25 protein-coding genes are annotated in these 24842 nt (G+C 32.0%); 10 read left to right on the plus strand and 15 right to left on the minus strand.

Annotation, left to right across the window (positions count from 1 at the left end):
- Positions 1–34: 34 nt before the first annotated feature.
- Together B4G36_RS06135 and dnaG are read right to left on the minus strand one after the other, a co-directional pair.
- Positions 35–526, minus strand: coding sequence for a septal ring lytic transglycosylase RlpA family protein (locus B4G36_RS06135; RefSeq protein WP_219035263.1), 492 nt, complete (start codon positions 524–526; stop codon positions 35–37).
- A gap of 247 nt (positions 527–773) precedes the next feature.
- The gene (gene dnaG, locus B4G36_RS06140; RefSeq protein ID WP_291062763.1) at positions 774–2720 is read right to left on the minus strand and encodes a DNA primase; all 1947 of its coding nucleotides are present in this window, start codon (positions 2718–2720) and stop codon (positions 774–776) included.
- A gap of 163 nt (positions 2721–2883) precedes the next feature.
- Between dnaG and B4G36_RS06145 the strand changes: the two genes are divergently transcribed.
- From B4G36_RS06145 to sucD, 3 genes are all read left to right on the plus strand, one after another.
- A complete protein-coding gene (locus B4G36_RS06145) occupies positions 2884–3666 on the plus strand; it encodes an META domain-containing protein (protein WP_291062765.1) in 783 nt (260 codons plus the stop codon).
- Between the two features lie 88 nt (positions 3667–3754).
- Entirely contained in the window at positions 3755–4681 is a 927-nt protein-coding gene (locus B4G36_RS06150) for a UDP-3-O-(3-hydroxymyristoyl)glucosamine N-acyltransferase (RefSeq protein WP_286496012.1), read from the plus strand.
- A gap of 167 nt (positions 4682–4848) precedes the next feature.
- Entirely contained in the window at positions 4849–5718 is an 870-nt protein-coding gene (gene sucD, locus B4G36_RS06155) for a succinate--CoA ligase subunit alpha (protein WP_038337297.1), read from the plus strand.
- A gap of 49 nt (positions 5719–5767) precedes the next feature.
- Here the strand turns inward: sucD and B4G36_RS06160 are convergent, their stop codons facing one another.
- From B4G36_RS06160 to B4G36_RS06185, 6 genes are all read right to left on the minus strand, one after another.
- Complete coding sequence (locus tag B4G36_RS06160; protein WP_291062767.1) at positions 5768–6772, minus strand: hypothetical protein; 1005 nt, start codon at positions 6770–6772, stop codon at positions 5768–5770.
- Positions 6772–7431, minus strand: a complete 660-nt coding sequence (locus B4G36_RS06165) for a DUF4240 domain-containing protein (protein ID WP_291062769.1) — start codon at positions 7429–7431, stop codon at positions 6772–6774. Before B4G36_RS06165 ends, B4G36_RS06160 begins: the two co-directional genes overlap by 1 nt.
- 242 nt (positions 7432–7673) lie before the next feature.
- Positions 7674–8810, minus strand: coding sequence for a glutathionylspermidine synthase family protein (locus B4G36_RS06170; protein ID WP_291062771.1), 1137 nt, complete (start codon positions 8808–8810; stop codon positions 7674–7676).
- A 9-nt stretch (positions 8811–8819) separates the two neighbouring features.
- Complete coding sequence (locus tag B4G36_RS06175) at positions 8820–9209, minus strand: hypothetical protein (protein WP_125349731.1); 390 nt, start codon at positions 9207–9209, stop codon at positions 8820–8822.
- A 6-nt stretch (positions 9210–9215) separates the two neighbouring features.
- On the minus strand, positions 9216–9494 hold the full coding sequence (locus B4G36_RS06180; RefSeq protein WP_291062773.1) for a hypothetical protein: 279 nt from the start codon (positions 9492–9494) through the stop codon (positions 9216–9218).
- 104 nt (positions 9495–9598) lie between these two features.
- Complete coding sequence (locus B4G36_RS06185) at positions 9599–11110, minus strand: succinate CoA transferase (protein ID WP_291062775.1); 1512 nt, start codon at positions 11108–11110, stop codon at positions 9599–9601.
- A 195-nt stretch (positions 11111–11305) separates the two neighbouring features.
- Here B4G36_RS06185 and B4G36_RS06190 point away from each other — a divergent pair, with 195 nt between their 5' ends.
- Positions 11306–12127: an AraC family transcriptional regulator gene (locus B4G36_RS06190; protein ID WP_291059117.1), complete on the plus strand. Its 822-nt coding sequence runs from the start codon at positions 11306–11308 to the stop codon at positions 12125–12127.
- An 8-nt stretch (positions 12128–12135) separates the two neighbouring features.
- Entirely contained in the window at positions 12136–12798 is a 663-nt protein-coding gene (locus tag B4G36_RS06195; RefSeq protein WP_291062776.1) for an alpha/beta fold hydrolase, read from the plus strand.
- 39 nt (positions 12799–12837) lie between these two features.
- Here the strand turns inward: B4G36_RS06195 and truB are convergent, their stop codons facing one another.
- Genes truB through B4G36_RS06215 form a run of 4 tightly spaced genes read right to left on the minus strand, consistent with a single transcriptional unit; the run spans position 12838 to position 15629 of the window.
- Positions 12838–13548 carry a tRNA pseudouridine(55) synthase TruB gene (gene truB, locus B4G36_RS06200; RefSeq protein ID WP_291059113.1) on the minus strand — a complete coding sequence of 237 codons (711 nt, stop codon included), beginning with the start codon at positions 13546–13548 and terminating at the stop codon, positions 12838–12840.
- Between the two features lies 1 nt (position 13549).
- Positions 13550–14434: an undecaprenyl-diphosphate phosphatase gene (locus tag B4G36_RS06205; protein WP_291062778.1), complete on the minus strand. Its 885-nt coding sequence runs from the start codon at positions 14432–14434 to the stop codon at positions 13550–13552.
- Positions 14434–14736 carry a DUF3098 domain-containing protein gene (locus B4G36_RS06210; protein ID WP_286496112.1) on the minus strand — a complete coding sequence of 101 codons (303 nt, stop codon included), beginning with the start codon at positions 14734–14736 and terminating at the stop codon, positions 14434–14436. Before B4G36_RS06210 ends, B4G36_RS06205 begins: the two co-directional genes overlap by 1 nt.
- Complete coding sequence (locus B4G36_RS06215; protein ID WP_221855311.1) at positions 14736–15629, minus strand: cell division protein FtsX; 894 nt, start codon at positions 15627–15629, stop codon at positions 14736–14738. Before B4G36_RS06215 ends, B4G36_RS06210 begins: the two co-directional genes overlap by 1 nt.
- A gap of 106 nt (positions 15630–15735) precedes the next feature.
- Between B4G36_RS06215 and rsmA the strand changes: the two genes are divergently transcribed.
- From rsmA to B4G36_RS14000, 3 genes are all read left to right on the plus strand, one after another.
- Positions 15736–16503 (plus strand): 16S rRNA (adenine(1518)-N(6)/adenine(1519)-N(6))-dimethyltransferase RsmA, encoded by a 768-nt coding sequence (gene rsmA, locus B4G36_RS06220; protein ID WP_291062780.1) that lies wholly within the window; start codon positions 15736–15738, stop codon positions 16501–16503.
- A 3-nt stretch (positions 16504–16506) separates the two neighbouring features.
- Positions 16507–17862, plus strand: a complete 1356-nt coding sequence (gene mgtE / locus B4G36_RS06225; RefSeq protein ID WP_221855313.1) for a magnesium transporter — start codon at positions 16507–16509, stop codon at positions 17860–17862.
- 210 nt (positions 17863–18072) lie between these two features.
- Positions 18073–18252, plus strand: coding sequence for a hypothetical protein (locus B4G36_RS14000; protein ID WP_409410929.1), 180 nt, complete (start codon positions 18073–18075; stop codon positions 18250–18252).
- A gap of 150 nt (positions 18253–18402) precedes the next feature.
- Here the strand turns inward: B4G36_RS14000 and B4G36_RS14005 are convergent, their stop codons facing one another.
- From B4G36_RS14005 to B4G36_RS06240, 3 genes are all read right to left on the minus strand, one after another.
- Positions 18403–18696 carry a type II toxin-antitoxin system RelE/ParE family toxin gene (locus B4G36_RS14005; protein WP_409410930.1) on the minus strand — a complete coding sequence of 98 codons (294 nt, stop codon included), beginning with the start codon at positions 18694–18696 and terminating at the stop codon, positions 18403–18405.
- A complete protein-coding gene (locus tag B4G36_RS06235; RefSeq protein WP_291062782.1) occupies positions 18693–18929 on the minus strand; it encodes a hypothetical protein in 237 nt (78 codons plus the stop codon). The genes B4G36_RS14005 and B4G36_RS06235 overlap by 4 nt, the downstream gene beginning before the upstream one ends.
- Before the next feature lie 91 nt (positions 18930–19020).
- Positions 19021–20172, minus strand: coding sequence for a sensor histidine kinase (locus tag B4G36_RS06240; protein ID WP_291062784.1), 1152 nt, complete (start codon positions 20170–20172; stop codon positions 19021–19023).
- A 157-nt stretch (positions 20173–20329) separates the two neighbouring features.
- Between B4G36_RS06240 and B4G36_RS06245 the strand changes: the two genes are divergently transcribed.
- Positions 20330–23119, plus strand: coding sequence for a 2-oxoglutarate dehydrogenase E1 component (locus B4G36_RS06245; RefSeq protein WP_291062786.1), 2790 nt, complete (start codon positions 20330–20332; stop codon positions 23117–23119).
- 18 nt (positions 23120–23137) lie between these two features.
- Positions 23138–24370 carry a 2-oxoglutarate dehydrogenase complex dihydrolipoyllysine-residue succinyltransferase gene (odhB, locus tag B4G36_RS06250; protein WP_185096030.1) on the plus strand — a complete coding sequence of 411 codons (1233 nt, stop codon included), beginning with the start codon at positions 23138–23140 and terminating at the stop codon, positions 24368–24370.
- Positions 24371–24842 lie beyond the last annotated feature (472 nt).

A 24842-nucleotide genomic window follows, 5' to 3' on the forward strand; every position in this document is an offset into this window, starting at 1 on the left:
CAATCCTTTTCTTTTTTAATATCTAAAAATTGTTTTATTCTACAACTTCCATTTCTACGTTTAATGTTCCCGCATTAATAGAACCTATAGAAGTAAACGCTGCTTTACTCAAATCCAATAAACGAGATTTTGTATGAGGTCCTCTATCGTTTATTTTTACAACAACAGATTTTCCGTTATTTGTATTGGTTACTTTGACTTTTGTACCGAATGGTAAAGTTTTGTGGGCTGCAGTTAAGTTATTTTTGTTATATAACTCGCCACTAGAAGTTTTTTTACCGTGAAATTTATCAGCATACCATGATACAATTCCACTTACTTTTTTTCCAGCTTTTTCAACAATTTCCGAAATCGCAGTGTTATCTGTTTTATTAAAATCTGAAAATTTATTGATTAAATTAAGTTTCAAATTTTTAGTTATAGTAACTGGTAACGGATTTTCTATTGAAAAGTTTGATTTTCCTTTAGCTTGAGCCATTGGGATAATCATCAGCATTACTAATAATGTTAAAATATTCTTTGTCATTCTTTAGTTCTTTCTGAATCTTTATCTAAAATAAGCATAATAGATTTTGTTTGTACATGCATAGTTTTTTCTAATGATTTTCAGAAAATAAAAGAGACCTAAATGTCTATGTTTAGTAGCTTTAGAAAGAAATGTTAACTATAAGTTAAAAATATAGTTACTTATTAAAATTTTTAAGAATTATTTACAATTATTGTCTAAATAATTATTAATCAATTTATTAACTTTTTAACAAGTAAATGTTAAATTAAATGACGCGATTAAGATGTTGATTTAAGATATTTTTTAATCCAGTAAAACGCATAATTTGTTGAAGAATTTGACTCGTTTCTTCAATTGATAATTCAGGATTTTTTGTTTGATGCATCAATTCTTTAATCATATTATCTATGTAAATAATTTTGAAGCGAAGTAAAACATCAAATAAATCTTTGTGCACAAATTCTTCTTTTTTCTTAATATTGATGCCTTGTTTTACTGTCCAGTTTTCGCTTAAACTATGCTTTTCTAACATCATTTCCGAAGCAAGCTGTACAATTTCTGGATTGGTTAATCGAGAAAAATAGGTTCCTGTTCGCAATTCATCATTTTCTAAACCAACTTTCACTTCTTCTAAAATAGATTGATAAAGCGGATTACTCAAACTCAGTTCGTTTTCATCAAATTGAGAAATGATTTCTTGGTTAACTGTTGTTTTATATAGCTCGTTGTTCTCGTTCTTCAAATCAACTTCCAAATCACCAAATTGCATAATCAACTTAATAATTTCATTTTCTACAGTTTGTTGAACATTGATGACTTCCTTTGTAGACGGAACAACCGAAATAGCAGTTTTTTTTGTTCGCGCATTATCGATAATATGAGAAGACGAAGAAGTTGATTTATCGCCAGAATTTTGCAATTGAGCCAATTCTTTGAACAAAACTTCTTCTCGAATTTCCATAATTTTAGAAGTTTCTGCAATGTAAACTTCTTGCTTGATAATATTTGGAATAAGTGAAATCGATTTGACAATTTCTCTAATTAATTCAGCTTTTTTGATAGGATCATTCTTCGCATCTTCCAACAAAACATTTGCCTTGAAACGAATAAAATCGGAGGCATTTTCTTTTATATACGCTTCGATTTCTGTTGTCGAATGTTTTTTGGAAAACGAATCTGGATCTTCGCCTTCTGGTAACAAAAGAATTTTGACATTCATTTCTTGTTCCAAAATCATATCAATTCCACGGAAAGATGCTTTGATCCCAGCATTATCACCATCGTACATCACAATGATGTTCTCTGTCAAACGTTTTATCAAACGAATTTGTTCATTTGTAAGCGCTGTTCCAGAACTCGCTACTACATTTTGAATTCCTGCTTGATGCAACGACAAAACATCTGTATAACCTTCGACCAAAAAACATTGATCTGCTTTTGTAATGTGTTGTTTTGCCTGAAATAATCCGTAAAGCGTTTTACTTTTATGGTAAATTTTATTTTCGGGAGAGTTTAAATATTTAGCAGCTTTGGCATCATTTCGCAAAATTCTTCCACCAAAACCTAATGTACGTCCCGAAAAACTATAAATAGGAAACATAACACGTTCGCGAAACTTGTCATATTTCTTATTATCTTCTTTGAAAGTTGCTAAACCAGCTTCTTCAATTAATTCTTTCGAATAACCATTTTTTAAGGCATATTCAGCAAAGGCATCCCATTGTTTTGGTGAATAACCAAGTTCAAATTTGTCGATGGTTTCTTTGGTAAAGCCACGTTCGCGGAAATAACTTAATCCAATCAAATTTCCTTCTTCCGAATTATGCAATTGATTAGTGAAGAATTTCTTCGCAAAATCAGTCAAGATATATAAACTTTCGCGGTCTTTTTCCTCTTGTTGTTGCTCAAAAGTATATTCACCATCTTCTTCAATCTCGATGTTATAACGTTTTGCCAACCATCGCAACGCTTCTGGATAAGTAAATTGTTCAACTTCCATCAAAAAAGTCACAACATTTCCACCTCTTCCAGAAGAAAAATCTTTCCAGATTTGTTTGGCAGGTGAAACAACAAAAGAAGGTGTTTTTTCGTTCCCAAAAGGCGAGAGTCCTTTTAAGCTAGAACCTGCACGTTTTAAGTTTACAAAATCACCAACAACTTCTTCTACACGAGCTGTTTCGAAAATTATATCTATCGTTCTTTGAGAAATCAAATTGAATTATTTTTTAGAATTATGTAAACAAATTAATTCTCAAAATTAAAACAAATTCTTTACTTGGCTTCATCTTTTCAAAACCTTTGTAGAAATGTATTTTAACATTTTTGAGATTTGGTATGATATTCGTTTATTAGACTGAAACTTGAAATTAAATTTTATGAAATCAACAATTTTAAAAATATCTTTTTCAGCAATTTTAGCAACAGGATTCTTAACATCTTGTTCTACTGTTAATAACGTGATAGGTAATACTGAAAACACAAATAACAACTCTATTTTAGGAAAATGGGAGTTGAGCCAAATCAATTTTATGAAGGCAGGTTCTATTGCAGAAGCTTATCCAATGGGAACTCCTTACCTTAATTTTATTTCGAATAGTATGTTAAATGTTTCGGATGGTTGTAACACTTTGAATGGAGGAGTTACAATTTCTGGAAATGAAATTACATTTGGTAATATGATGTCTACGATGAAAGCTTGTCAAAATGTAGAAGATTCTAATTTCAGTTCAAAATTAAACGGAAAATTAAAATACTCTATTTCAGATAATAAATTATTATTAATTCAAGGAGATATTGTCATCATGACTTTTGTTCGTCCTGGTAATTTAGCAGGTTCTTGGGAATTAGAAGAATTTATTGGTAAAGATAGAAGTGCCAAAACATTAGATGATCGTTTCCCAAATCAAAAACCTAGATTAACATTTCAAAATAACAAGGTTTCTGGTAATGATGGATGTAATAATTTGACAGGTGCTTATGTAGCAGTTGGTAATTCATTGACAGTAAAAAACATCGCCACTACGCGAATGGCTTGTCAAGGTGTAGATTATGATGCTTTTGGAGAGCGTTTTAATAATGTAAATAAATACGAAATTGTAGACGGAAAATTAGTTTTGTTTGCAAATGATGTTAAAACAATGGTTTTCAAGAAAAAATAATGAAATTCAATTTATAAATCATTAAAGCTGTCATTTTTTGACAGCTTTTTTATTTTTATATTTGTAGACTTTTTAAAAGGAGAGAAAGATGAAATTTCCACAAACACATCAATTAAAAGATATAGCATCAATTATCGATGCGAAATTTATTGGAGACGAAAATTTTCCAGTAGAAGGAATCAATGAAATTCACCGTGTAGAAGCGGGAGATATAGTTTTTGTTGATCATCCAAAATATTATGATAAAGCGTTACAATCGAATGCTACAATCGTTTTGATTAACAAAGAAGTTGATTGTCCAGAAGGAAAAGCTTTGTTGATTTCTGATGATCCTTTCCGTGATTTTGTCAAAATTGGACAACATTTTATGGCGTTTGAAACTTCTACAAAACAAATTTCTGATTCAGCAGAAATAGGTGAAGGAACAGTTATTCAGCCAGGGGCATTTATTGGAAATCATGTTAAAATTGGAAAAAATTGTGTGATTCATTCTAATGTTTCAATCAATGATTATGCAATTATCGGAGATAATGTAATTATTCGTTCGGGAACAGTTTTAGGAGCTGATGCATTTTATTACAAAAACCGCGAAACAGGTTTTGATCGTTTAAAATCTGTCGGAAATGTTATCATCGAAAATAATGTAGAAATTGGTGCGAATTGTACGATAGATAGAGGAGTTTCTGCGTCTACAATTATTGGAGAAGGAACAATTATGGATAACTTAATTCAGATTGGTCATGATACAATTATAGGTAAAAAATGTTTGATTGCTTCGCAAGTTGGAATTGCTGGTTGTGTAAATGTAGAAGACGAAGTTTCTATTTGGGGACAAGTTGGGATTACAAGTGGTATAACAATCGGTACAAAAGCGGTGTTATTAGCACAAGCAGGAGTTAGTAAATCTTTGGAAGGTGGAAAAACATATTTTGGTTATCCAGCAGAAGAGGCTCGTGGCTTGTATAAAAAAATGGCTGTCACAGAGATAATGGTTCGCGATTACAAGAGAAAATAAAATTCTTTATAGAATATATTTGCAGCCGACCATTTGGTCGGCTTTTTTTTATGATAAATATCTTATACTTTTTTGTCCTGTTCTAATAAAGACTTAGTGTATTTTTTACATTGAATATTTTTTAAAATGCAAAACTCCTTTTATATTTGTGTAAATTAAAAATCACAATGTCTGTATTAGTAAACAAAGATTCAAAAATAATCGTTCAAGGTTTCACAGGGAAAGAAGGAACTTTTCATGCTGAGCAAATGATTGAATATGGAACACAAGTAGTAGGTGGTGTAACTCCAGGAAAAGGAGGACAAACTCACCTAGGATTACCAATTTTTAACACAGTAAAAGATGCTGTTGATCAAGCAGGAGCAGACGTTTCTATTATTTTCGTTCCACCAGCATTCGCTGCTGACGCTGTAATGGAAGCTGCAGAAGCAGGTATCAAAGTAATTATTTGTATTACAGAAGGTATTCCAGTAGAAGATATGGTAAAAGTACAAGCTTATGTTGACCAAAGAGATGTAACATTAATCGGACCTAACTGTCCTGGTGTTATTACTTCTGAGGAAGCTAAAGTTGGTATTATGCCAGGTTTCATTTTCAAAAAAGGTAAAGTTGGTATCGTTTCTAAATCAGGAACTTTAACTTACGAAGCTGCAGACCAAGTTGTAAAAGCTGGTTACGGAATTTCTACAGCAATCGGAATTGGTGGAGACCCAATTATTGGAACTACAACGAAAGAAGCTGTTGAATTATTTATGAATGACCCTGAAACTGAGTGTATCGTAATGATTGGTGAAATTGGTGGACAATTAGAAGCTGAGGCTGCTCGTTGGATTAAAGCAAATGGAACTAAACCAGTTGTAGGATTTATCGCAGGACAAACTGCACCAAAAGGTCGTACAATGGGACACGCTGGAGCTATCGTTGGTGGAGCTGATGATACAGCACAAGCTAAAATGGCAATTATGGAAGAATGTGGAATCCACGTTGTTGCATCTCCTGCTGATATCGGAGCTACAGTTGCAAAAGTTTTAGGATAAGAATATTCTTAATCAAAATAGTAAGGAACTCAAATTTGAGTTCCTTTTTTTATTTTAAAATTCTTGTTATGCAATAAATATTATATGTAATCAATACAATCAATAATACTCCTAAACACATTAGTAATAAATCAAATCGCCCTTGAAATTTATTTGAAAAATCGATTTGTATTAACTCTTTATTTTGATATTTTAAAGCTTGTATTGATATTATTTTCTTATTATTTAAATGAGAATAAAAATAAGGTTGTGCCAGTTTTTTGATTTTGTAATCATTATCCTCTTTAAAAATTTCGAATTCAATCAAATTATTTTGATGATTTGTTTTAACAAATTCATATCCATTAATTTTATTGAAATTTTCATATTGTAAATTGAAATTTATTTGAGGATATTCTTTTAATTTAAAGATTAAATATTCTTTTCGATTTTTCCTTTTTCCACTAAAATCTATTTCTGGCTGATAAGCCATATGACCTTTAATGGTTTTGTATTCTTGTATTTTATCAGGCTGATAATTTTCAATGCTAAAAGATAAAATAAATATTATTAAAGAGGAGAAAATCAATGATGTAATTATAATATATTCTTTTTCTACAAAACTTATTTCAAAATCTTCATTCTTTTTTATTTCAGGATAATTAGTTTTTAAATAAGATAGAATCTCATCAAACACATATTTATTATGAACTTCTTTAATACGACAAACTATTTTATTATCAGCATACAATTGAATTAATTGTCCATTAGATTTCCTTTTATAAGAATCTTTATATTCACCATTTGTAATACTAAAGCTTGTGAAATCTATCGCTTTCTTATATACTAAATTAGTATAAATAAGTCTGTTGTTATTAAATTCATAAGACTCTTTACTATTACTAATTATAAAATAAAGTTGAACTATAATAAGTCCAGAAATTAAAAAATAATTGAAAGCGCTATATCCTATTAATATAAAAAAGAAATAGGCAACTACTGAAATTAATGTGACAATTTTCCTTAGAGCACTATCTTCACTTGAAGGAATAAAATGGGTATTAAATTTTATCATTACAAAAACTCGTCTTCATCATCAAAATCATCTTCCATTTCGTCATCGTCTGGAGGATAATCTTCGATAAAAACTTTGAATAATCTTGGACAAATGATTTGCAAATTGGTTAAATTTTCGTCATCCCAATCAAACTCAGGTTTTGGAGATTTTTCGGTATAAAATTTAAAACATTCTTTGTCTACAAAATCAATAATTTTGTGTTCGAATTTTTCGTAGAAAACATTATCAGCGATTAAATGAAAATCTTCAAACTCATATAAATCATCTTCGTTGAAGCCTTCGTCAAAATAATCAGCTAAATAATCAGGATTCAAAATTGCTTTTTCAAACAATTCTTGTCCTTGCGAAATAATCCAATTTTTGAAATAATAGAAATGTGTTGGATCTGTATCATCATTCATAATACATGCTGCACACCATATTTCAGGCGAATGTAATGAATAGGAGTAGAACTCTAATCGAAGTTGAAAACCAATAATATCCTCGGCAGTTAGATCTTCTAATTCTTGTGCCAAAGCCTTTTCTTGATCTTGCAAATTAATGGCATTGAGCAAAGAATTTTCTATAATTTGCCAAAACAAATCTTCTTCGAGCATACGCGAAATGCGCTCTGTGGGAAGGGTTGAAGAGTTAAACAAATCATCTAAAAAATCCATATTTCTACTTTTTAGTTTGTATTAAGTTGGTTTTGATTCGTAAAAAATTATCTAATGTTTTATTTCTTAAACCTTTAATTGATAAAACATTTTAATAAAATCTTTTTTTAATTTATAAATAAAATATGATGAAACCTATTAATTTTTAAACTATTTACAATTTTTAAGGTAATTGTTTGATTTTGTTTAAACTAAAAAAAGTCTAATTCGAAGTGGAATTAGACTTTTTGGTTTTAAATATTTTACTCAATAATATGCGGAACAAAACGACTTTTATCGGTTGTAATAAATTGGTCACTTTCGCGGAACGTAATTCCACACGATTCTTGTCCAATAATCCAACTTCCGATAATGGTATAACCTGTTTCTTCATGATGTAAATTAGCCAAAGCTTGATAAATAAAACCTTCTTCGCCATATTCTCCTGAAGTTTGCTCCGAAATAGTTCCGTTTTTTACAATTTCTACATTTGCACCTTCACGAGATAACAATGGTTTTTTGACATAATTCTTCATCTCTTTTGGTGAATCTGTATAAGCTTCTAATAATAATGGATGATCTGGATACAATTCCCATAAAATTGGTAAAATAGCTTTGTTCGAAAGAATCATTTTCCAAACAGGTTCTATCCAATTTGCGTTGATTTCATCATTTTTGATGTTGTATGCAAACAACTCGTCCATCATCCATTCCCACGGATAAAGTTTGAAAATATCTGTAATAGGTTCTTCTTCTAAATCAACAAAATTGACATTATTCCAACCGATTTCGTCTACATAAATTAATTTGGTATTAATTCCGGCCTGTATCGCGCAATCTCTGATATATTCGATATTCGTCAAATCTTCTAACGATTCTCTTACACAAGAAAAATGTAAGGTTTCACCTTTCAAATAAGGTTTTAACATTTTCCATGTTTCAATTAATTTATCATGAACAGAATTGAATTGATCTTTCGTTTCTCCAAAATAATTTTCCATCCAAAGCCATTGTACAACACCACATTCGAACAACGAAGTTGGCGTATCAGCATTGAATTCTAACATTTTCAATTGATCATTATCATAAGCAAAATCAAAACGTCCATAAATACTTGGCGCATCATTTTCCCATGTATCAATCAAATAAGGTTGAATAAATTTTGGAATTTTAAATTCGTCCAAACGATTATTTAGAATCACATGTTCGACAGCATTCAAGCACATTCCCCACAATTCGTTTGTCGCTTCAAAGATTTTATCCGCTTCTTTTTCCGAAATAGAATAGTAATAATCTTCTACCCAATAGGTTTGTTTATTTTCGTCTGTATGATAACCAAAGCCGATATTTTCTAACCTTTTTTGCCAGTTTTCGTCCGCTTTTATTCTTTTTAATTGCATAAAATTAGTTTAAGATGAAACTGAACGAGAAGAAGCAGATTTTCCGAATCCACCGCGAACAGTTTGACTTTTATACGCTTGCGCTTTTGCCGCGTTTGTTCCGACATTAGATTGTTGATGCAAACCTTGACTTGCATAGCCCATTCCGCCACCAGTTAAGCTACGAAAAGCCATAAACCACAGTAACGAACTTCCCATTCCGCCGTGATGCGAACCACCAGAATGCGACGAATAATTTGACGTGACATCTGTGTAAGGTGCAGTAGAATCTGCACGCATATATACCTTTTGTGCATTGTTTGTAACAGGCGCTTCTTCACGATTCATACACGAACTAAGAACCGACGAAATTAACACTAAAGTCACGACTTTACTTGCTCTTTTTTCTCTTTTATTCATGATAGATTATTGAATAGTTACGTAAATAGGAATTTTGGTAGAATCGGTAGGTGTATATTGTTTGTGCGTAATCAAAGTATCTACTTTCTCTGCAATTATCAAATCGTTTGACCAAATTTTTTGTTTGGTAATATGTAAAACAGAATCGCCTTTCGTTTCGGTTGTTAATACAACTTCACGAGCTGATTTTTTATCAATTTGTTCTAAATTCTGATTTTCGTTTTGATTAGATTGACACGCAAAAAAAGTTGTCAATGGTAGTGTTATTAAAAGTATTTTTTTCATTTTTCTTAGACTTCTAACAAAGTTACATTATTTCACAAAAAAAGCACAATCCAGAAATTCTGAATTATGCTTTTTGAAAAAGTATAGTCTTATTATTTATTATTCTAATGATTTAAAACTAATAATTCTTCTTTTTTCATAGAACCTGTTTGTTTCAATCTTGTGTGCCAAGAGAACGCTTCTTCTAAGATATGTGGCGTTTGACCACCTCTTTCTGCACAAGCTCTTTCGAAATAAGATAATAATTCACCTTTATAATCTGGATGAACACAGTTGTTGATAATTTCGATTGCTCTTTCGCGTGGTGCTAAACCTCTTAAATCGGCTAAGCCTTGCTCTGTAACAATAATATCTACATCATGTTCTGTGTGATCGTGATGAGAAACCATCGGAACGATAGACGAAATATTTCCACCTTTTGCGATAGAAGCAGTAACAAAGATTGAGATAAATGCATTACGAGCAAAATCTCCAGAACCTCCAATACCATTCATCATGTGTGTACCAGAAACATGAGTTGAGTTTACGTTACCATAAATATCACACTCTAAAGATGTATTGATTCCAATAATTCCTAAACGACGAATAACTTCGGCAGAGTTAGAAATAGATTGAGGACGTAAAACAATTTTATCTTTATAATTGTCGATGTTTCCTATAACACGGTCATAACATTCTTGAGAAACTGTCATAGAAGATGCCGAAGCAAACTTCATTTTTCCAGAATCAATTAAGTCAAATGTAGAATCTTGTAAAACTTCTGAATACATGACTAAATCTTCAAAATCAGAATGTTCTAAACCACCTAAAACGGCGTTTGCAACTTTACCAATACCACATTGTAATGGCATTAATGATTTTGTAAGACGACCTTCTTCAACTTCATTTTCGAAGAATTTCACAATGTTTTGAGCAATTGCAGCAGTCGCTTCATCAGCTGGTTGAATGTCTCCTGGAGCATCTTGAATGTCGTGAAAAACAATTCCAACAATTTTAGAAGGATCTACTTTTATTGTTTCTGTTCCAATTTTTGTATCACAAGTAGTGATGTTAATTGGAGTACGTTTTCCATATTCTTCTACACTATAAATATCGTGAATACCTTTGATATTTGTAGGAATAGATGTGTTAATCTCAATGATTAATTTGTCTGCATTTGCAGCAATTTCTGCATTATTACCGATAGAAGTAGTAGGTACTAAAGAACCATCATCTAAAATTTCAGCAACTTCTAAAACACCTAAATTAATTTTAAATTGTCCATCTAAAATATGCTCAGCAGTTTCTCCTAAATGCTGATCGATAAATAAAACATTACCTGCATTTATATTTTTACGCATTACAGTATCTACTTGGAATGGTAAACGTTTTTTTAATGCTCCACTTTCTACTAAAGCTGCGTCTGTACCATGTCCTAATGAAGCTCCTGTTACTAAAGTGATTTTTAAATTTTCAGATTTGGCACGCTCAGCAACAGCTTTTAATACAACTTTAGTATCGCCTCCTCTTGTAAAACCACTAGAACCAACAGTCATTCCATCTTCAAAAAATTTGGCAGACTCCTCTGCTGTCATTACTTTTGACTGTAGGTTAGTTAATTTTATTCTTTCCAACATAATGCAACTTTTTCTTTCTAATACTATTCAATAATTGTTCCCTTCTGAACGAAGGGAGTTACAAATATTGGATTAATTAATAAAAAGTTAATATTAAAAATAGTCAAATAATTATCTATTTCGGACATTTTTATTTGTGTACATTATACATCATATCAAATAAATTATTATATTAGTTCGCAGATTAAAGAAACTATGAATATACATTTGGATAATAAGTTCGAAACACGATATTACCTAACCGAAATTGACAAATTACCAACCTCAATTTTCTGTTACCATAAGGAAATTTCGGAAGCATACGTGGTAGAACATAAACATAACAAAGCGCAATTTCTTTATTGTGAGGGAGGAATAGTTTATGTAAAAATAGGAAAAGATACTTTTTATTTACCTGCAAGACACTATATGTGGATACCGCCTCATGTGGAACATAGTATACACCCAAATACACCAGAGGTGATTATGAGAAATTTATATTTCCCTATTAATGAAAGTGATAATTCGTTTTATAAAAAAGTAGGAATCTATCCTGCTGATGGATTGTTGTTAGAGCTTTTATTATTTTCTAACCAATGGAAAGGAGATATTCTTCCAGAAAATAGAAGCGAATATGTAATTGCACAAGCTTTTAAAGAAATATTACCTAAAGTAAGCAAAAGTAGTTTACGATTAGCTCTTCCATTACCACACGACGAACGTCTGAAAAAAATCGTTCAATTCTTAGATGATAATATGGATTCTTCGATTACAATGAAGAAAATTACAGCCGAATTCGGATTCTCTGAACGATCATTATCACGATTATTCCAAAAAGATTTGAATATGACATTTGTTCAATATTTCACTATTTTAAGAATGTTACGCGCTTTACAATTGTTAATTGATAATACGTATTCAATCAGTGAAATTTCGACAATGGTTGGTTACAATAGTTTGCCGACGTTTAGTAATACATTCCAAAAAGTAATTGGAGTTCGTCCAACAGATTATTCAAAGAAAAAAGATATATTATAAATTTAGGTATGAAAATTTATCAAGTAAGTGGATTAGGCGCAAACGCAAATGCTTTTCGAAATCTACGCTTGGAACAAGATTTTGAGCAAGTTTATATTCCTTGGTTAGATCCAGAGAAAGATGAAACTTTGGCTCATTATACTGAAAGATTGTTAGATAAAATAAATCCCATAGAAGATTTTCTTTTGATGGGATTATCTTTTGGTGGAATAATTGTGCAGGAAATGAATCGTTTTATCAATCCAAAACATACATTTCTGATTTCGACAGTGAAGAGTAGGGCAGAGCTTCCGAAGTTATTTCGATTTTCGGCTTCTATTAATGCGCATAAAATAATTCCGATGAGTTTCTTAACTTCGGATCGGACATTTTCGTACATGATGATGCGAAAATTATATTATACTGATCGAGAAAAAGATAATATTGACGATATTTTTGAGTTTCGAAACAAAGAATATTTAAGTTGGTCGATTCATAAGATTGTAAACTGGGAACATTCTACAGCTTATCACGAAGAAAATATCACACATATTCATGGTACAAAAGATATTGTTTTTCCGATTGAATATATCAAAGATGCAATACAAATAGAAGGCGGAACACATATTATGGTGATGCAAAAGCCAAAATTAGTGAGCGATGAAATAAATAAAGTATTAATCACTTTATAGATAAAAAAAGCTTGAACATTTGTCCAAGCTTTTTTAATTTTATACTTCTTCTGTTGTATTTTCTTCTTCGAAATAACTTTTTTCTAAAGCGAAATTTTCAGCATTGATGACATCAAATTCGCCAATTTTTGTACGACGAAGTGCTGTTAAATATCCACCCGAATTAATTGCTTTTCCAAAATCAAAAGCCAAAGAACGAATATAGGTTCCTTTGCTACAATTCACTTCAAAATCGACAAAAGGTAAATCTATTTTTGTAATTTTAAAATCGTGAATCGTTATTTTACGTGCTTTACGTTCTATTTCTTGACCTTCGCGAGCTAATTCATACAAACGTTTTCCATCTACTTTTACCGCTGAATGCATTGGCGGAAATTGTTCAATTTCTCCAATAAATTGCTTCGTTGCTTCGTGAATGATTTCTTCTGTGATATGTTCAGTAGGAAAAGTTTGATCTTCTTCCGATTCCAAATCATATGTAGGCGTCGTTACACCTAATTTGATTGTACCTGTATAGGACTTTTCTTGCGCCTGAAATTCATCAATGCGTTTTGTCCATTTTCCTGTACAAACCAATAAAAGTCCAGTAGCTTTTGGATCTAAAGTCCCAGCATGTCCAACTTTTATTTTCTTTAAATTATATGCTTTTCTAATGTTCCAACGTATCTTATTTACGACATCAAAAGATGTCCAATCAAGTGGTTTATCAATCAAAAAAACGTGACCTTCTTGTATTTTTTCTACGTTCATCTTATTTGTGCTGAATCATTGTAGTTTCTACTGAAGCGGCATTGTCTTTTTCTGCTTGTGTTGGAGAATTGTAAGAGAAATAAATCAATAAAATAATTCCGATGATAATTCTGTAAAACCCCCAAAATTTGAAACCGTATTTTGTTAAAACTGCAATAAATGTTTTTACTGCGATTAATGCTACAATAAATGCGACAACATTTCCAATTAAGAATAATATAATATGGTTTTGATCTTGCAAAATCATTTCGTAACCTTTCATTGGTGTTGCAGTATCTTCTCCCCAAGTTTTAACAAAAATAGAATAAACTGTAACCGCTAACATTGTCGGAACTGCTAAAAAGAAAGAAAATTCTGCAGCTGCTTTACGAGATAAACCTTGTGTCATACCTCCAATGATCGAGGCTGCGGAACGAGATGTACCAGGCATCATAGCCAAACATTGCCAAAAACCGATAATAATTGCTTGTTTTAATGTAATATCTTTTTCATCATTAATTTTAGGATTTTTGAACCATTTGTCTACAAATAATAAAATGATTCCTCCGAAAACTAACATTCCAGAAATAGCAACTTGATTTCCTAAAACAGCTTCGATTTTATCATCAAATAATTTTCCTAATATAAGGGCAGGAATAACCGCACAAGCTAATTTGATGTAAAAATTGAAATTGAAATTTTTGAAGTCAAAGAATTTTTTCCAATATAAAACGACAATTGATAAAATTGCTCCAAATTGTATCGAAACTTGAAACATTTTTAAGAATTCACTTTCTGGCATCCCCATCAAAGCTGCTGTGAATCCCATGTGTGCTGTAGAAGAAATTGGTAAATATTCGGTAAGACCTTCTATAATAGCAATAATAATTGCTTGTAAAGTATTCATTATTTTTCTTTATTCGGATTGATTAAAATGGCATAAATCTCGACGATGAAACCAACAACAACTAAAAAAGGCGCTAATCTAATTCTACGAAAAGAATAGATTTCGTCGTTCCAATAATTTGCATCCCACGTTCCATCGGGTCTTGTGTTCGCATCGTGTCCTGTCATCAATAAAAATCCAAGACCAATTAGCGCAACACCAATTGCCATGAAAATGTAATTTCTTTTTCCAAATAAAAAAGTAAAACCAGCATCGTTTGTAGATGCTGATTTTTTTGTTGTATTGATAGAATTTGATTTCATTAATAAAGTTGATCAGTTTTTAATCTTAAATAACGCCATGCAGCAAACAATGTACTGAAAACGGCAATAACAACTCCAATTCCAATTAAGATAATAATAAGTGGAGTGAAGCTTGGATTCCAAAGTACTAAACCAACTTTTGTTGCTAAAATGTACCATAAGAAACCTAATCCTACTGCTGCAATAAATGCTGCTAAGAAACCTAAAACTGCGGCTTCTATCAAGAAAGGTTTTACAATAAAACGTCTACGCGCACCAACTAATTGCATCGTTTTGATGCTGAAACGTTTTGCGTAAATTTTCAGACGGATAGAGTTGTTGATTAATACAACAACGATTACCAAGAAAATAACAGCAAAAATCATAATCCAAAAAGTAATTTTGTTGATGCTGTGGTAAATCGTTACCATCGCTTCTTTGTCACTTTTTACTTCGTCTACAATCGGATTTTTTGCCAATACCTTATTAATAGAATCAATTTGTTCAACAGATTGTATTAATGCAGGGTTCAATGTAATTTGAACTGATGCAGGGAAAATACTTTCTTCGAAGAAATCACTACCATCCGTACCCAAATCTTTTTTCGCAATTTTAGCTGCATCCTCTTTGCTGATATACTGTGTAGCTTCAACAAAAGGATACTTCACCTTCAACGAATCGATATAAGATTTCTGTAAATCAAGCTCCTTATCTTTTAATTTTGGATCTTCGACATCTTTAAAATATGCCTCGATTTTTAACTCTCTTTTTAGATGTTCTGCGTAACTTTGTGCATTAATGACAATTAAGCCGAAAATACCTAATAGAAATAAAACAAGCGAAATACTAATCACAACAGTGATGTTTGAAGATCGCAGTCTTTTTTTCTCAAATTTATCGTTCGTTTTTGACATTTGGGTTAATTTTGGGGCTAAGATAAAAAAAACTTATTTCGCAAGAAAGATATTCCGTATATATTCTACGGTAAGTTGGTTAAAGAAAACTTAAAATTTAGAATTTTTGAAAGTAAAAGCTAAAAAACATTTAGGTCAGCATTTTTTGAATGACGAAAATATTGCACGAGACATCGCTGAAGGGTTAACTTGGGAAGGCTATGATCGTGTCTTAGAAATTGGTCCAGGAATGGGCGTGTTGACAAAATATATTTTACAAGCAAAGAAAAATATAGAGGTTGTGGAGATTGATACAGAATCAGTCGAATATTTAAAAGAATATTATCAACCATTTTATCCAGGATTTAAAATTCATTCTGAAGATTTCTTGAAAATGGACTTTTCATCAAAGTTTGATGAACAAATTGCTATTTTAGGAAATTTTCCGTATAATATATCTTCGCAAATTATTTTTAAAGCTTTAGAAGAGCGTTACACTGTTCCCGAAGTTTGTGGAATGTTTCAGAAAGAAGTTGCAGAACGTATTGCATCCAAAAAAGGTACAAAAGATTATGGTATACTTTCTGTATTAGCTCAAGCTTATTATTATTGTGAATATTTGTTCACCGTTCCAGAACACGTTTTTACACCGCCACCAAAAGTGAAATCGGGCGTTATTATTATGAAACGCTACCGAACAGAAATTGAAGGAGTCGAACAAAAACGGTTTTTTCAAGTGGTAAAAGCTGGTTTTGGACAAAGAAGAAAAACGCTTCGTAATTCGTTGAAAGCTTTGGGAATTCCTGAAGATTTAAACGATCACGAGTTTTTGAATATGCGCGCAGAACAATTATCTGTCGAAGATTTTATTGAGTTAACGAAAAGAATGAAATAGATTATGGAGGTAAAAATTACAAAAGATTTTATTGAACATTTAAACGAAAGTATTAATCAGCAAAATGCAAAAGCAGTTAAGGAGATGTTGCAAGATTTGCACCCCGCCGATATTGCTGAATTGTTTGATGAGCTTTCGACCAAAGAACAATCTTTTGTAATTGATTTACTCGATAATGAAATTTCTGCTGATATCCTTCTTGAATTAGAAGAAGATGATCGACGCAAATTCCTGAAAACGCTTACTGCAAAAGAAATTGCTGAAGATGTCATTAATGAGATGGATACCGATGATGCTGTTGACGTTATTAATGAGCTTTCTGATGAAAAGAAAGATGAGGTAATTGCGCAATTAGAAGACCAAGAACATGCCCGTGAAATTGTAGATCTTTTACGTTATGACGAAGATACGGCTGGAGGTTTGATGGGGAAAGAGTTGATAAAAGTCAACAAAGATTGGTCGGTAATTACAGCAGTAAAACAAATGCGAAAACAAGCTGAGGATTTAGAAGAGGTTTTCTCTATTTATGTTGTTGATGAAGATGAAAAATTACTTGGAACGTTGAGTTTAAAGCGTTTATTGACGACTTCTGCAAATACAAAAGTTGCTGATGTTTACAATGAAAAGATCCAATATGTAAAGACTTATTCAAAAGATATGGAGGTTGCAAAAGTAATCGAAAAATATGATTTGTATGAAGTGCCTGTTGTAGATGAATTAATGCGTTTGGTAGGTGTAATTACGGTGGATGATGTGATTGATGTTATTCGTGAAGAAGCTGAAGAAAATTATCAATTAGCAGCCGGGATTACTCAAAATGTCGATTCGGATGATAATATCTTAAAATTAACTCGTGCTCGTCTACCCTGGCTTTTATTGGCTTTGGTAGGTAGTTTTGTTGCTGTTAATGTGTCGCAAAGTTTTAGCGATGCGATGAATTTGTATCCGCAATTATTCTTTTTTACACCGCTTGTTGCCGCCATGGCAGGAAATGTTGGTGTGCAATCTTCTGCGATTATTGTGCAAGGTTTGGCGAATAGTAATATTTCGGGTTCTATTTGGAAAAGATTAGGAAAAGAAATGTTATTGGCTTTATTGAATAGTTCATTATTAGCTTTTGTACTTTTATTGGCGACGCATTTCTTGATGAGCGCAAGCTACGAAATTTCTTCAACCATTGTATTAGCTTTAGTAATTGTAATGATTTTAGCAAGTTTGATTGGGACATTTATTCCAATTATGTTGCATAAATATGGTGTTGATCCTGCTATTGCAACAGGTCCATTTATCACAACAAGTAATGATATCTTTGGTTTATTGATTTACTTTTCGATTGCGAAAATGATTTTAGGATTTTAAAAAAAATAAAATGAATACATTAAAAAATAATAGGAATTGCAACCCAAACATCTAACAATAATAGTCAAGCGATTGAAGATTTAGGAAAGTTATGGCATCAATTTTTTGCAGAAAATATTATTGCTAAAATTCCGAATGCGATAACCTCTAATATTTATTCGGTTTTATACAGATTACGAAAGTGATTTTAGAGGAAAATATACGACAATTATTGGTTGCGAAGTTTCTTCTTTAGATGAAATTCCAGAAGGGATGGTTGGGCGAGAATTTGAGCCACAAACATTCAAAAAATATATTGCCAAAGGAGAATTGTATGAAGCAGTTGAAAAAACTTGGACAGAAATTTGGAATGATGATGCAAATCTAAATTGTACGTATAAATATGATTAAGAATTGTACACCGAAAAAGCTCAAAATCCTGCTGATGCCGAAATAGAGATTTATATTGGTGTGAAAGAATAGTAATTAGTACTGAGATACTAGAATTTTGATATTAGAAAATAATATTAATAAAATGAGCTGAAAAGTTTTACTTTCAGCTCATTTTTTATTTTGGATATTTTGTAGGATTCTATGCGCATTAAAGAACTGCATAAATAAAAAAGTTTTTTCTTCTTCATTAGTTTCAAAAAAAAACAAATAAGGAAAAGATCTAAAAGGTTTTGAATGCAAATTTCTATATTTTACTTGATAAAAAGGATTTATTTCCAAAGCTTCCAAAACTTTTGTCAATTCAGTTAAATATGATTTTGCAGCAGATGTAGAAAAGTTTGAATAATAAGAAATAGCTTGTTCAATATCTTGGGGCAGCTTCGGAAGAAATTCTAATCTTATAAATCATATTTACCATGCAATTCTTTCAATACATCTTTTGCATTCAAGAAATTTTCTTTTGGTTCGTTAAGTCGATTATCCAAAATTTCTTTTTGCTTATCACTTAACTCAAATTCAGCTTCTTGATTATGTTTATAAGTCAAAAAATCAATATAAGGCTCAACTTCTTCCAAAAGTGATTCAGGAAGTTGTTTCAATTTAGAATTCACTTGTTCAATAGTCGTTGCATTCATAATTATTCATTTTACAAAACAGTTGTCGTTCTAACAAAGTTACAAAAAGTATACCTTATTATATAATCAAGATTTTGTGTAATATTTCTGATTATTTTTTCAATAAAATCTTAAACTCAGTTCCGATTTCTTTGGATGATTTGGCAACAAATATTTTTCCTTTGTGGTAATCTTCGATAATTCGTTTGGCTAATGATAATCCCAATCCCCAACCACGTTTTTTGGTTGTAAAGCCAGGTTGAAAAATCTTTTTTTGCAATTTGGTCGGAATTCCAGAACCTGTATCAGAAATAGAAATTTCGACAAATTTACCCTTCGTTTTTATATCGATATCCAAAACGCCCTTATTTTGCATGGCGTCAGCTGCATTTTTCATCAAATTTTCGATAACCCAACTATATAAAGAAGAATTAAGATTAATATTAAATTCTTCTACATCTGTAACAAAATTTACTTCAATTCCTTTGGAAATGCGTTGAGAAATATAATCCACTGTTTGTTTGGAAGTTGAAATAATATCAGTTTGTTTGAGTTCAGAAGTTGAACCAATTTTCGAGAAACGTTCGGCAATATGTTTCAATCGATTCACATCTTTTTCAATTTCTATAACCGAAGTTTGATCGATTTCTTCCAATTTCAATAATTCGACCCAACCCATTAAAGAAGAAAGTGGCGTTCCAATTTGATGTGCCGTTTCTTTTGCCATTCCGGCCCATAAATAACTTTTTTCGGTGTCACGAATTGTTTTGAAATACCAATATGAAAATCCAAAAAACAGTAAAATCAGTAAAATAATGATGAGCGGATAATATTGTAATTGATTGAGAAGTTTTGAGTTTTTGAAATATACATAATTTTTAGTTCCGATTAATTCAACATCAATTGTTTGTTCGGACGATTTCATTTTGTTGACATATTTTTTTAATTGAACCGAATCTTTTACGATGGATTCATCAATATTTTTGGTGTCTACAATAATGCCTTTTTCGTCTACAAGTGCAACAGGGATTGATTTGTTGTCTTCAATTAATTTGAATAGAAAATCTTGCGTTTTCGGATCTAAAAATTCGGATGAGCTTATCAACTCTAACGATCGCGCATAATTCTCTACACGTTTGTGTTCTTCACGTTTTAGCTCTTGTACAATTTTGTTACTCGACCATATTGTAATAGCGAAAATCACAAATATTATAAAGAATCCAATCCAACGTTTGTTTATTTTTTTTGTTAGAAAATTTCTCATCTAAATGTAAAATCTTTCTTAAATTTATATCAAATGTAATGATTATTTGATTATAATATATTTTTATGGCGAGATAAGATAAATATGATGAAAGTAATTTTTTTTAAAGCCTTAAATAGTTTATTTTTGTAGCTAAATCTCATAGAGAGTAAAATTTATGGATCGTTTTTCGTTTTTAAATGCCGCTCATTTAGAGTTTATAGGCGACTTATATGATCAATACGTCCAATATCCGGATAGTATTGAACCAAGTTGGAAAGCTTTTTTCCAAGGGTATGACTTTGCGAATGCAACATATGATGGAGAGCCATTATTTGCACCAGCAACACAAACAGCTCCTAACAGAGCTAGTCAAACAACGCAAGCAGTAGTTAATCCTGCAGTAGTATCTCAAGTTCCAGACAACGTACAGAAAGAATTTAAAGTCATCAATTTGATTGATGCTTACCGTACGCGTGGACACTTATTTACAAAGACTAACCCGGTTAGAGCGCGTAGAACTTTTGAACCTACTTTAGACATCAAAAACTTTGGTTTATCTGATGCTGATTTAGATTTGACATTCAACGCTGGTGAAATTTTAGGTATCGGTGGACCAATCACTTTACGTGAAATCATTGGACACTTAGAAAACATGTACTGCGAATCTATCGGAATCGAGTATATGTATGTAAGAGAACCTCAAAGAATTAATTGGATTCAGAATTGGTTAAACCAAAACTTGAATCAACCAAAATTATCTAAGGAGGAGAAAGAACGTGTTTTAGAAAAGTTGAATGAAGCAACTGCTTTTGAAAACTTTATGCACACGAAATATGTTGGACAAAAACGTTTCTCGGTAGAAGGAAATGAATCTTTGATTCCTGCTTTGGATACATTGATTAATCGTTCTGCAGATCACGGCGTACAAGAGGTTATCGTAGGGATGGCTCACCGTGGACGTTTGAATGTTTTGGCTAACATTTTTGGAAAATCATATTCTCAAATCTTTTCAGAATTCGAAGGAAAAGCTTTTGATACAGATTTAATGGCTGGTGATGTTAAATATCACATGGGATCATCTAATCAAATCAAAGCATTGAATGGAAAAGATATCCGAATCAATTTAGCACCAAATCCATCTCACTTAGAAACTGTAGATGCAGTTGTAGAAGGGATTACACGTGCAAAAGTTGAAGAAGATTACAAAGATGATTATTCTAAAATCATTCCAATCTTAATTCATGGTGATGCTGCTGTAGCTGGACAAGGAATCGTTTACGAGGTTGTTCAAATGGCAGGATTAGACGGATACAAAACAGGTGGTACAGTACACGTTGTGGTAAATAACCAAATTGGGTTTACAACAAACTACTTAGATGCGCGTACATCTACATATTGTACAGATGTTGCAAAAGTAACATTGTCTCCTGTAATGCATGTAAATTCTGATGATGTAGAAGCGGTAGTTCACGCTTTCCGTTTTGCAGCAGATTATCGTGCAGAATTCGGTTCTGATGTATTCATCGATTTATTAGGATACCGTAAATATGGACATAACGAAGGTGATGAACCAAAATTCACTCAACCTAAATTATATAACTTAATCGCTAAACATCCAAATCCTCGTGAAATTTACAAGGATAAATTATTAAAAGAAGGTGTAATTGGTGAAGAAATCGTTAAACAAAAAGAAGCTGAATTTAAAGCTTTATTAGAAACGAATTTCGAAGCTTCTAAAGAAATTGAGCGTAATCACATTTTCCCTTTCATGCCAGAAGAGTGGGAAGGATTTGAAATTGCTGATGATGCAAAAGTTTTTGAACAAGCAAATACTGCTTACGATGAAGCAAAATTAAAAGAAATTGCAAAAGCTGTTTCTACCGTTCCAGAAGGTAAAAAATTAATCAAAAAAGTTTCTCGTTTAATTGAAGGACGAGGAAAAATGATTGAGGAAGATAAAATCGACTGGGGATTAGGAGAAGCTTTAGCTTTCGGTTCTATCTTAACAGACGGACGTAACGTGCGTGTTTCTGGTGAAGATGTAGAACGCGGAACGTTCTCTCACCGTCATGCAGTTGTAAAAACTGAAGACACAGAAGAAGAAATTATCTTATTAAACCATATTAATGATGAGCAAGGTCAATTAAGAATCTACAACTCATTATTATCTGAATATGCAGTTTTAGGTTTCGATTATGGATATGCTATGGCAAATCCTAAAGCGTTAACTATTTGGGAAGCTCAATTTGGAGATTTTGTGAATGGAGCACAAATCGTAATCGACCAATATATTTCTGCAGCAGAAGATAAATGGAAATTACAAAACGGTTTAGTAATGTTATTGCCTCATGGATACGAAGGGCAAGGAGCAGAGCACTCTTCAGCACGTTTAGAGCGTTTCTTGCAAATGTGTGCTGGTAACAATATGTTTGTTGCTAATATCACAACTCCAGCTAACTTCTTCCACGCATTAAGAAGACAGGTTGTAACAGATTACCGCAAACCGTTGGTTGTAATGTCACCAAAATCATTATTACGTCATCCATCAGCAGTATCATCATTAGCAGATTTCACAAATGGAGGTTTCCAAGAAATTATCGAAGATGTAACAGTAGATGTGAAAAAAGTGAAAAAAGTAGTTTTCTGTTCAGGAAAAATCTACTACGATTTAGACAAAAAACGCCAAGAATTAGGAGATAAAGAAACTGCAATTATTCGTTTAGAGCAATTATATCCTTTAAATGAAGAAAAAGTAGATGCTATCATCTCTAAATTTGGTAATGCTAAATTGGTTTGGGCACAAGAAGAACCAGAAAATATGGGAGCTTGGATGTACATTTTACGTAAATTAAGAAAATATCCATTCGACGTAGTTTCTCCAGCAGAAAGTGCTGCAACAGCGCCAGGTTCAAGCAAACGTTGGGCTGCAATTTACGAAGAGGTAATTAATAAAGTATTCAATTAAAAAATAAAGCTAATAGATATGTTAGAAATGAAAGTCCCATCACCAGGGGAATCAATCACAGAAGTAGAGATCGCTACGTGGTTAGTAAAAGACGGTGATTACGTAGAAAAAGACCAAGCAATTGCAGAGGTTGACTCAGATAAAGCAACATTAGAATTACCAGCAGAAGAAAGTGGAATTATCACTTTGAAAGCGGAAGAAGGTGATGTTGTAGAAGTAGGACAAGTTGTTTGTCTTATTGATACATCAGCTGCTAAACCAGAAGGAGGAAGCGCTCCAGCTGCAGAAGCACCAAAAGCTGAGGTTAAAGAAGAAGTAAAAGCTGCTCCAGCTCCAGTTGCTACACCAGCACCTGCTGCTCCAGCTGCAACTTACGCTACGGGAACTCCATCTCCAGCGGCTAAAAAAGTTTTAGACGAAAAAGGTATCGATGCTTCTCAAGTAAAAGGTTCAGGACGTGACGGACGTATCACTCAAGATGATGCAGCTCGTTTTACACCAGCAATGGGAACTTCTACTCAAGGAACTCGTGCTCAATCAGAGAAAAAATTATCATCATTACGTCGTAAAATTGCGCAACGTTTAGTTTCTGTTAAAAATGAAACTGCAATGTTAACTACATTCAACGAAGTTGATATGTCTGCAATTTTTGCTTTACGTAACCAATATAAAGACGAATTCAAAGCTAAACACGGTGTTGGTTTAGGATTTATGTCTTTCTTTACAAAAGCAGTTACACGTGCATTAGAGTTATACCCAGACGTAAACTCTATGATTGACGGTGACTACCAAGTAAAATTTGACTTTGCTGACGTTTCTGTTGCAGTATCAGGACCAAAAGGTTTGATGGTACCAGTAGTACGTAATGCAGAAAACTTAACTTTCCGTGGTGTTGAGCAATCTATCAAAGATTTAGCAATCAAAGTACGTGACGGAAAAATTTCTGTTGATGAAATGACAGGAGGTACATTTACAATCACTAACGGTGGTGTATTTGGATCTATGATGTCTACACCAATCATCAACCCACCTCAATCAGGTATCTTAGGAATGCACAATATTGTTGAGCGTCCAGTTGTTAAAAACGGACAAATCGTTATCGCTCCAATGATGTATGTTGCTTTATCTTATGACCACCGTATCATCGACGGACGCGAATCTGTAGGATTCTTAGTTGCAGTTAAAGAAGCGGTAGAAGATCCATTAAACGTATTAATGGGCGGTGACGCTAAAAGAGCTTTAGAATTGTAATACATAAAAACATTCTAACAATCCATAAATTGAAAGCCGTTCGTAAGAACGGCTTTTTTGGTTTATGTAATTAATTTATAATATTATTTTTTTGTGTTTTTGTAATTGATTTAATGAAATTCTGTTTTTTTAACAATATGATTTTTAATAGATAATTTATTTATTATAAGCATTTTATATTTTCCTTTTTAAGGAAATTAATTCTTTAAATTATTACTGATTAATACATGTTGAAATATAATATAACCCGTAGTTCATTTGTATTAGATTGTATATAAAAGTTGTGCAACCTTCTAAAAAACAGGAAATTGTAATTATTACACAAACAATTCAATACACAACATTAGAGCAAATTTCTATAAAATTTTAGAAGTATTAAAGAGTTTAAATCTTGAAAGTGAGAATTTGTTATTTAAGATACGAAAGAACAGGTTATCTGACTTGGAAATAGTTGCACTAAATCTGACTTCAG

The sequence above is a fragment of the Empedobacter sp. UBA3239 genome, from assembly GCF_002362875.1.
GTDB lineage: Bacteria > Bacteroidota > Bacteroidia > Flavobacteriales > Weeksellaceae > Empedobacter > Empedobacter falsenii_B.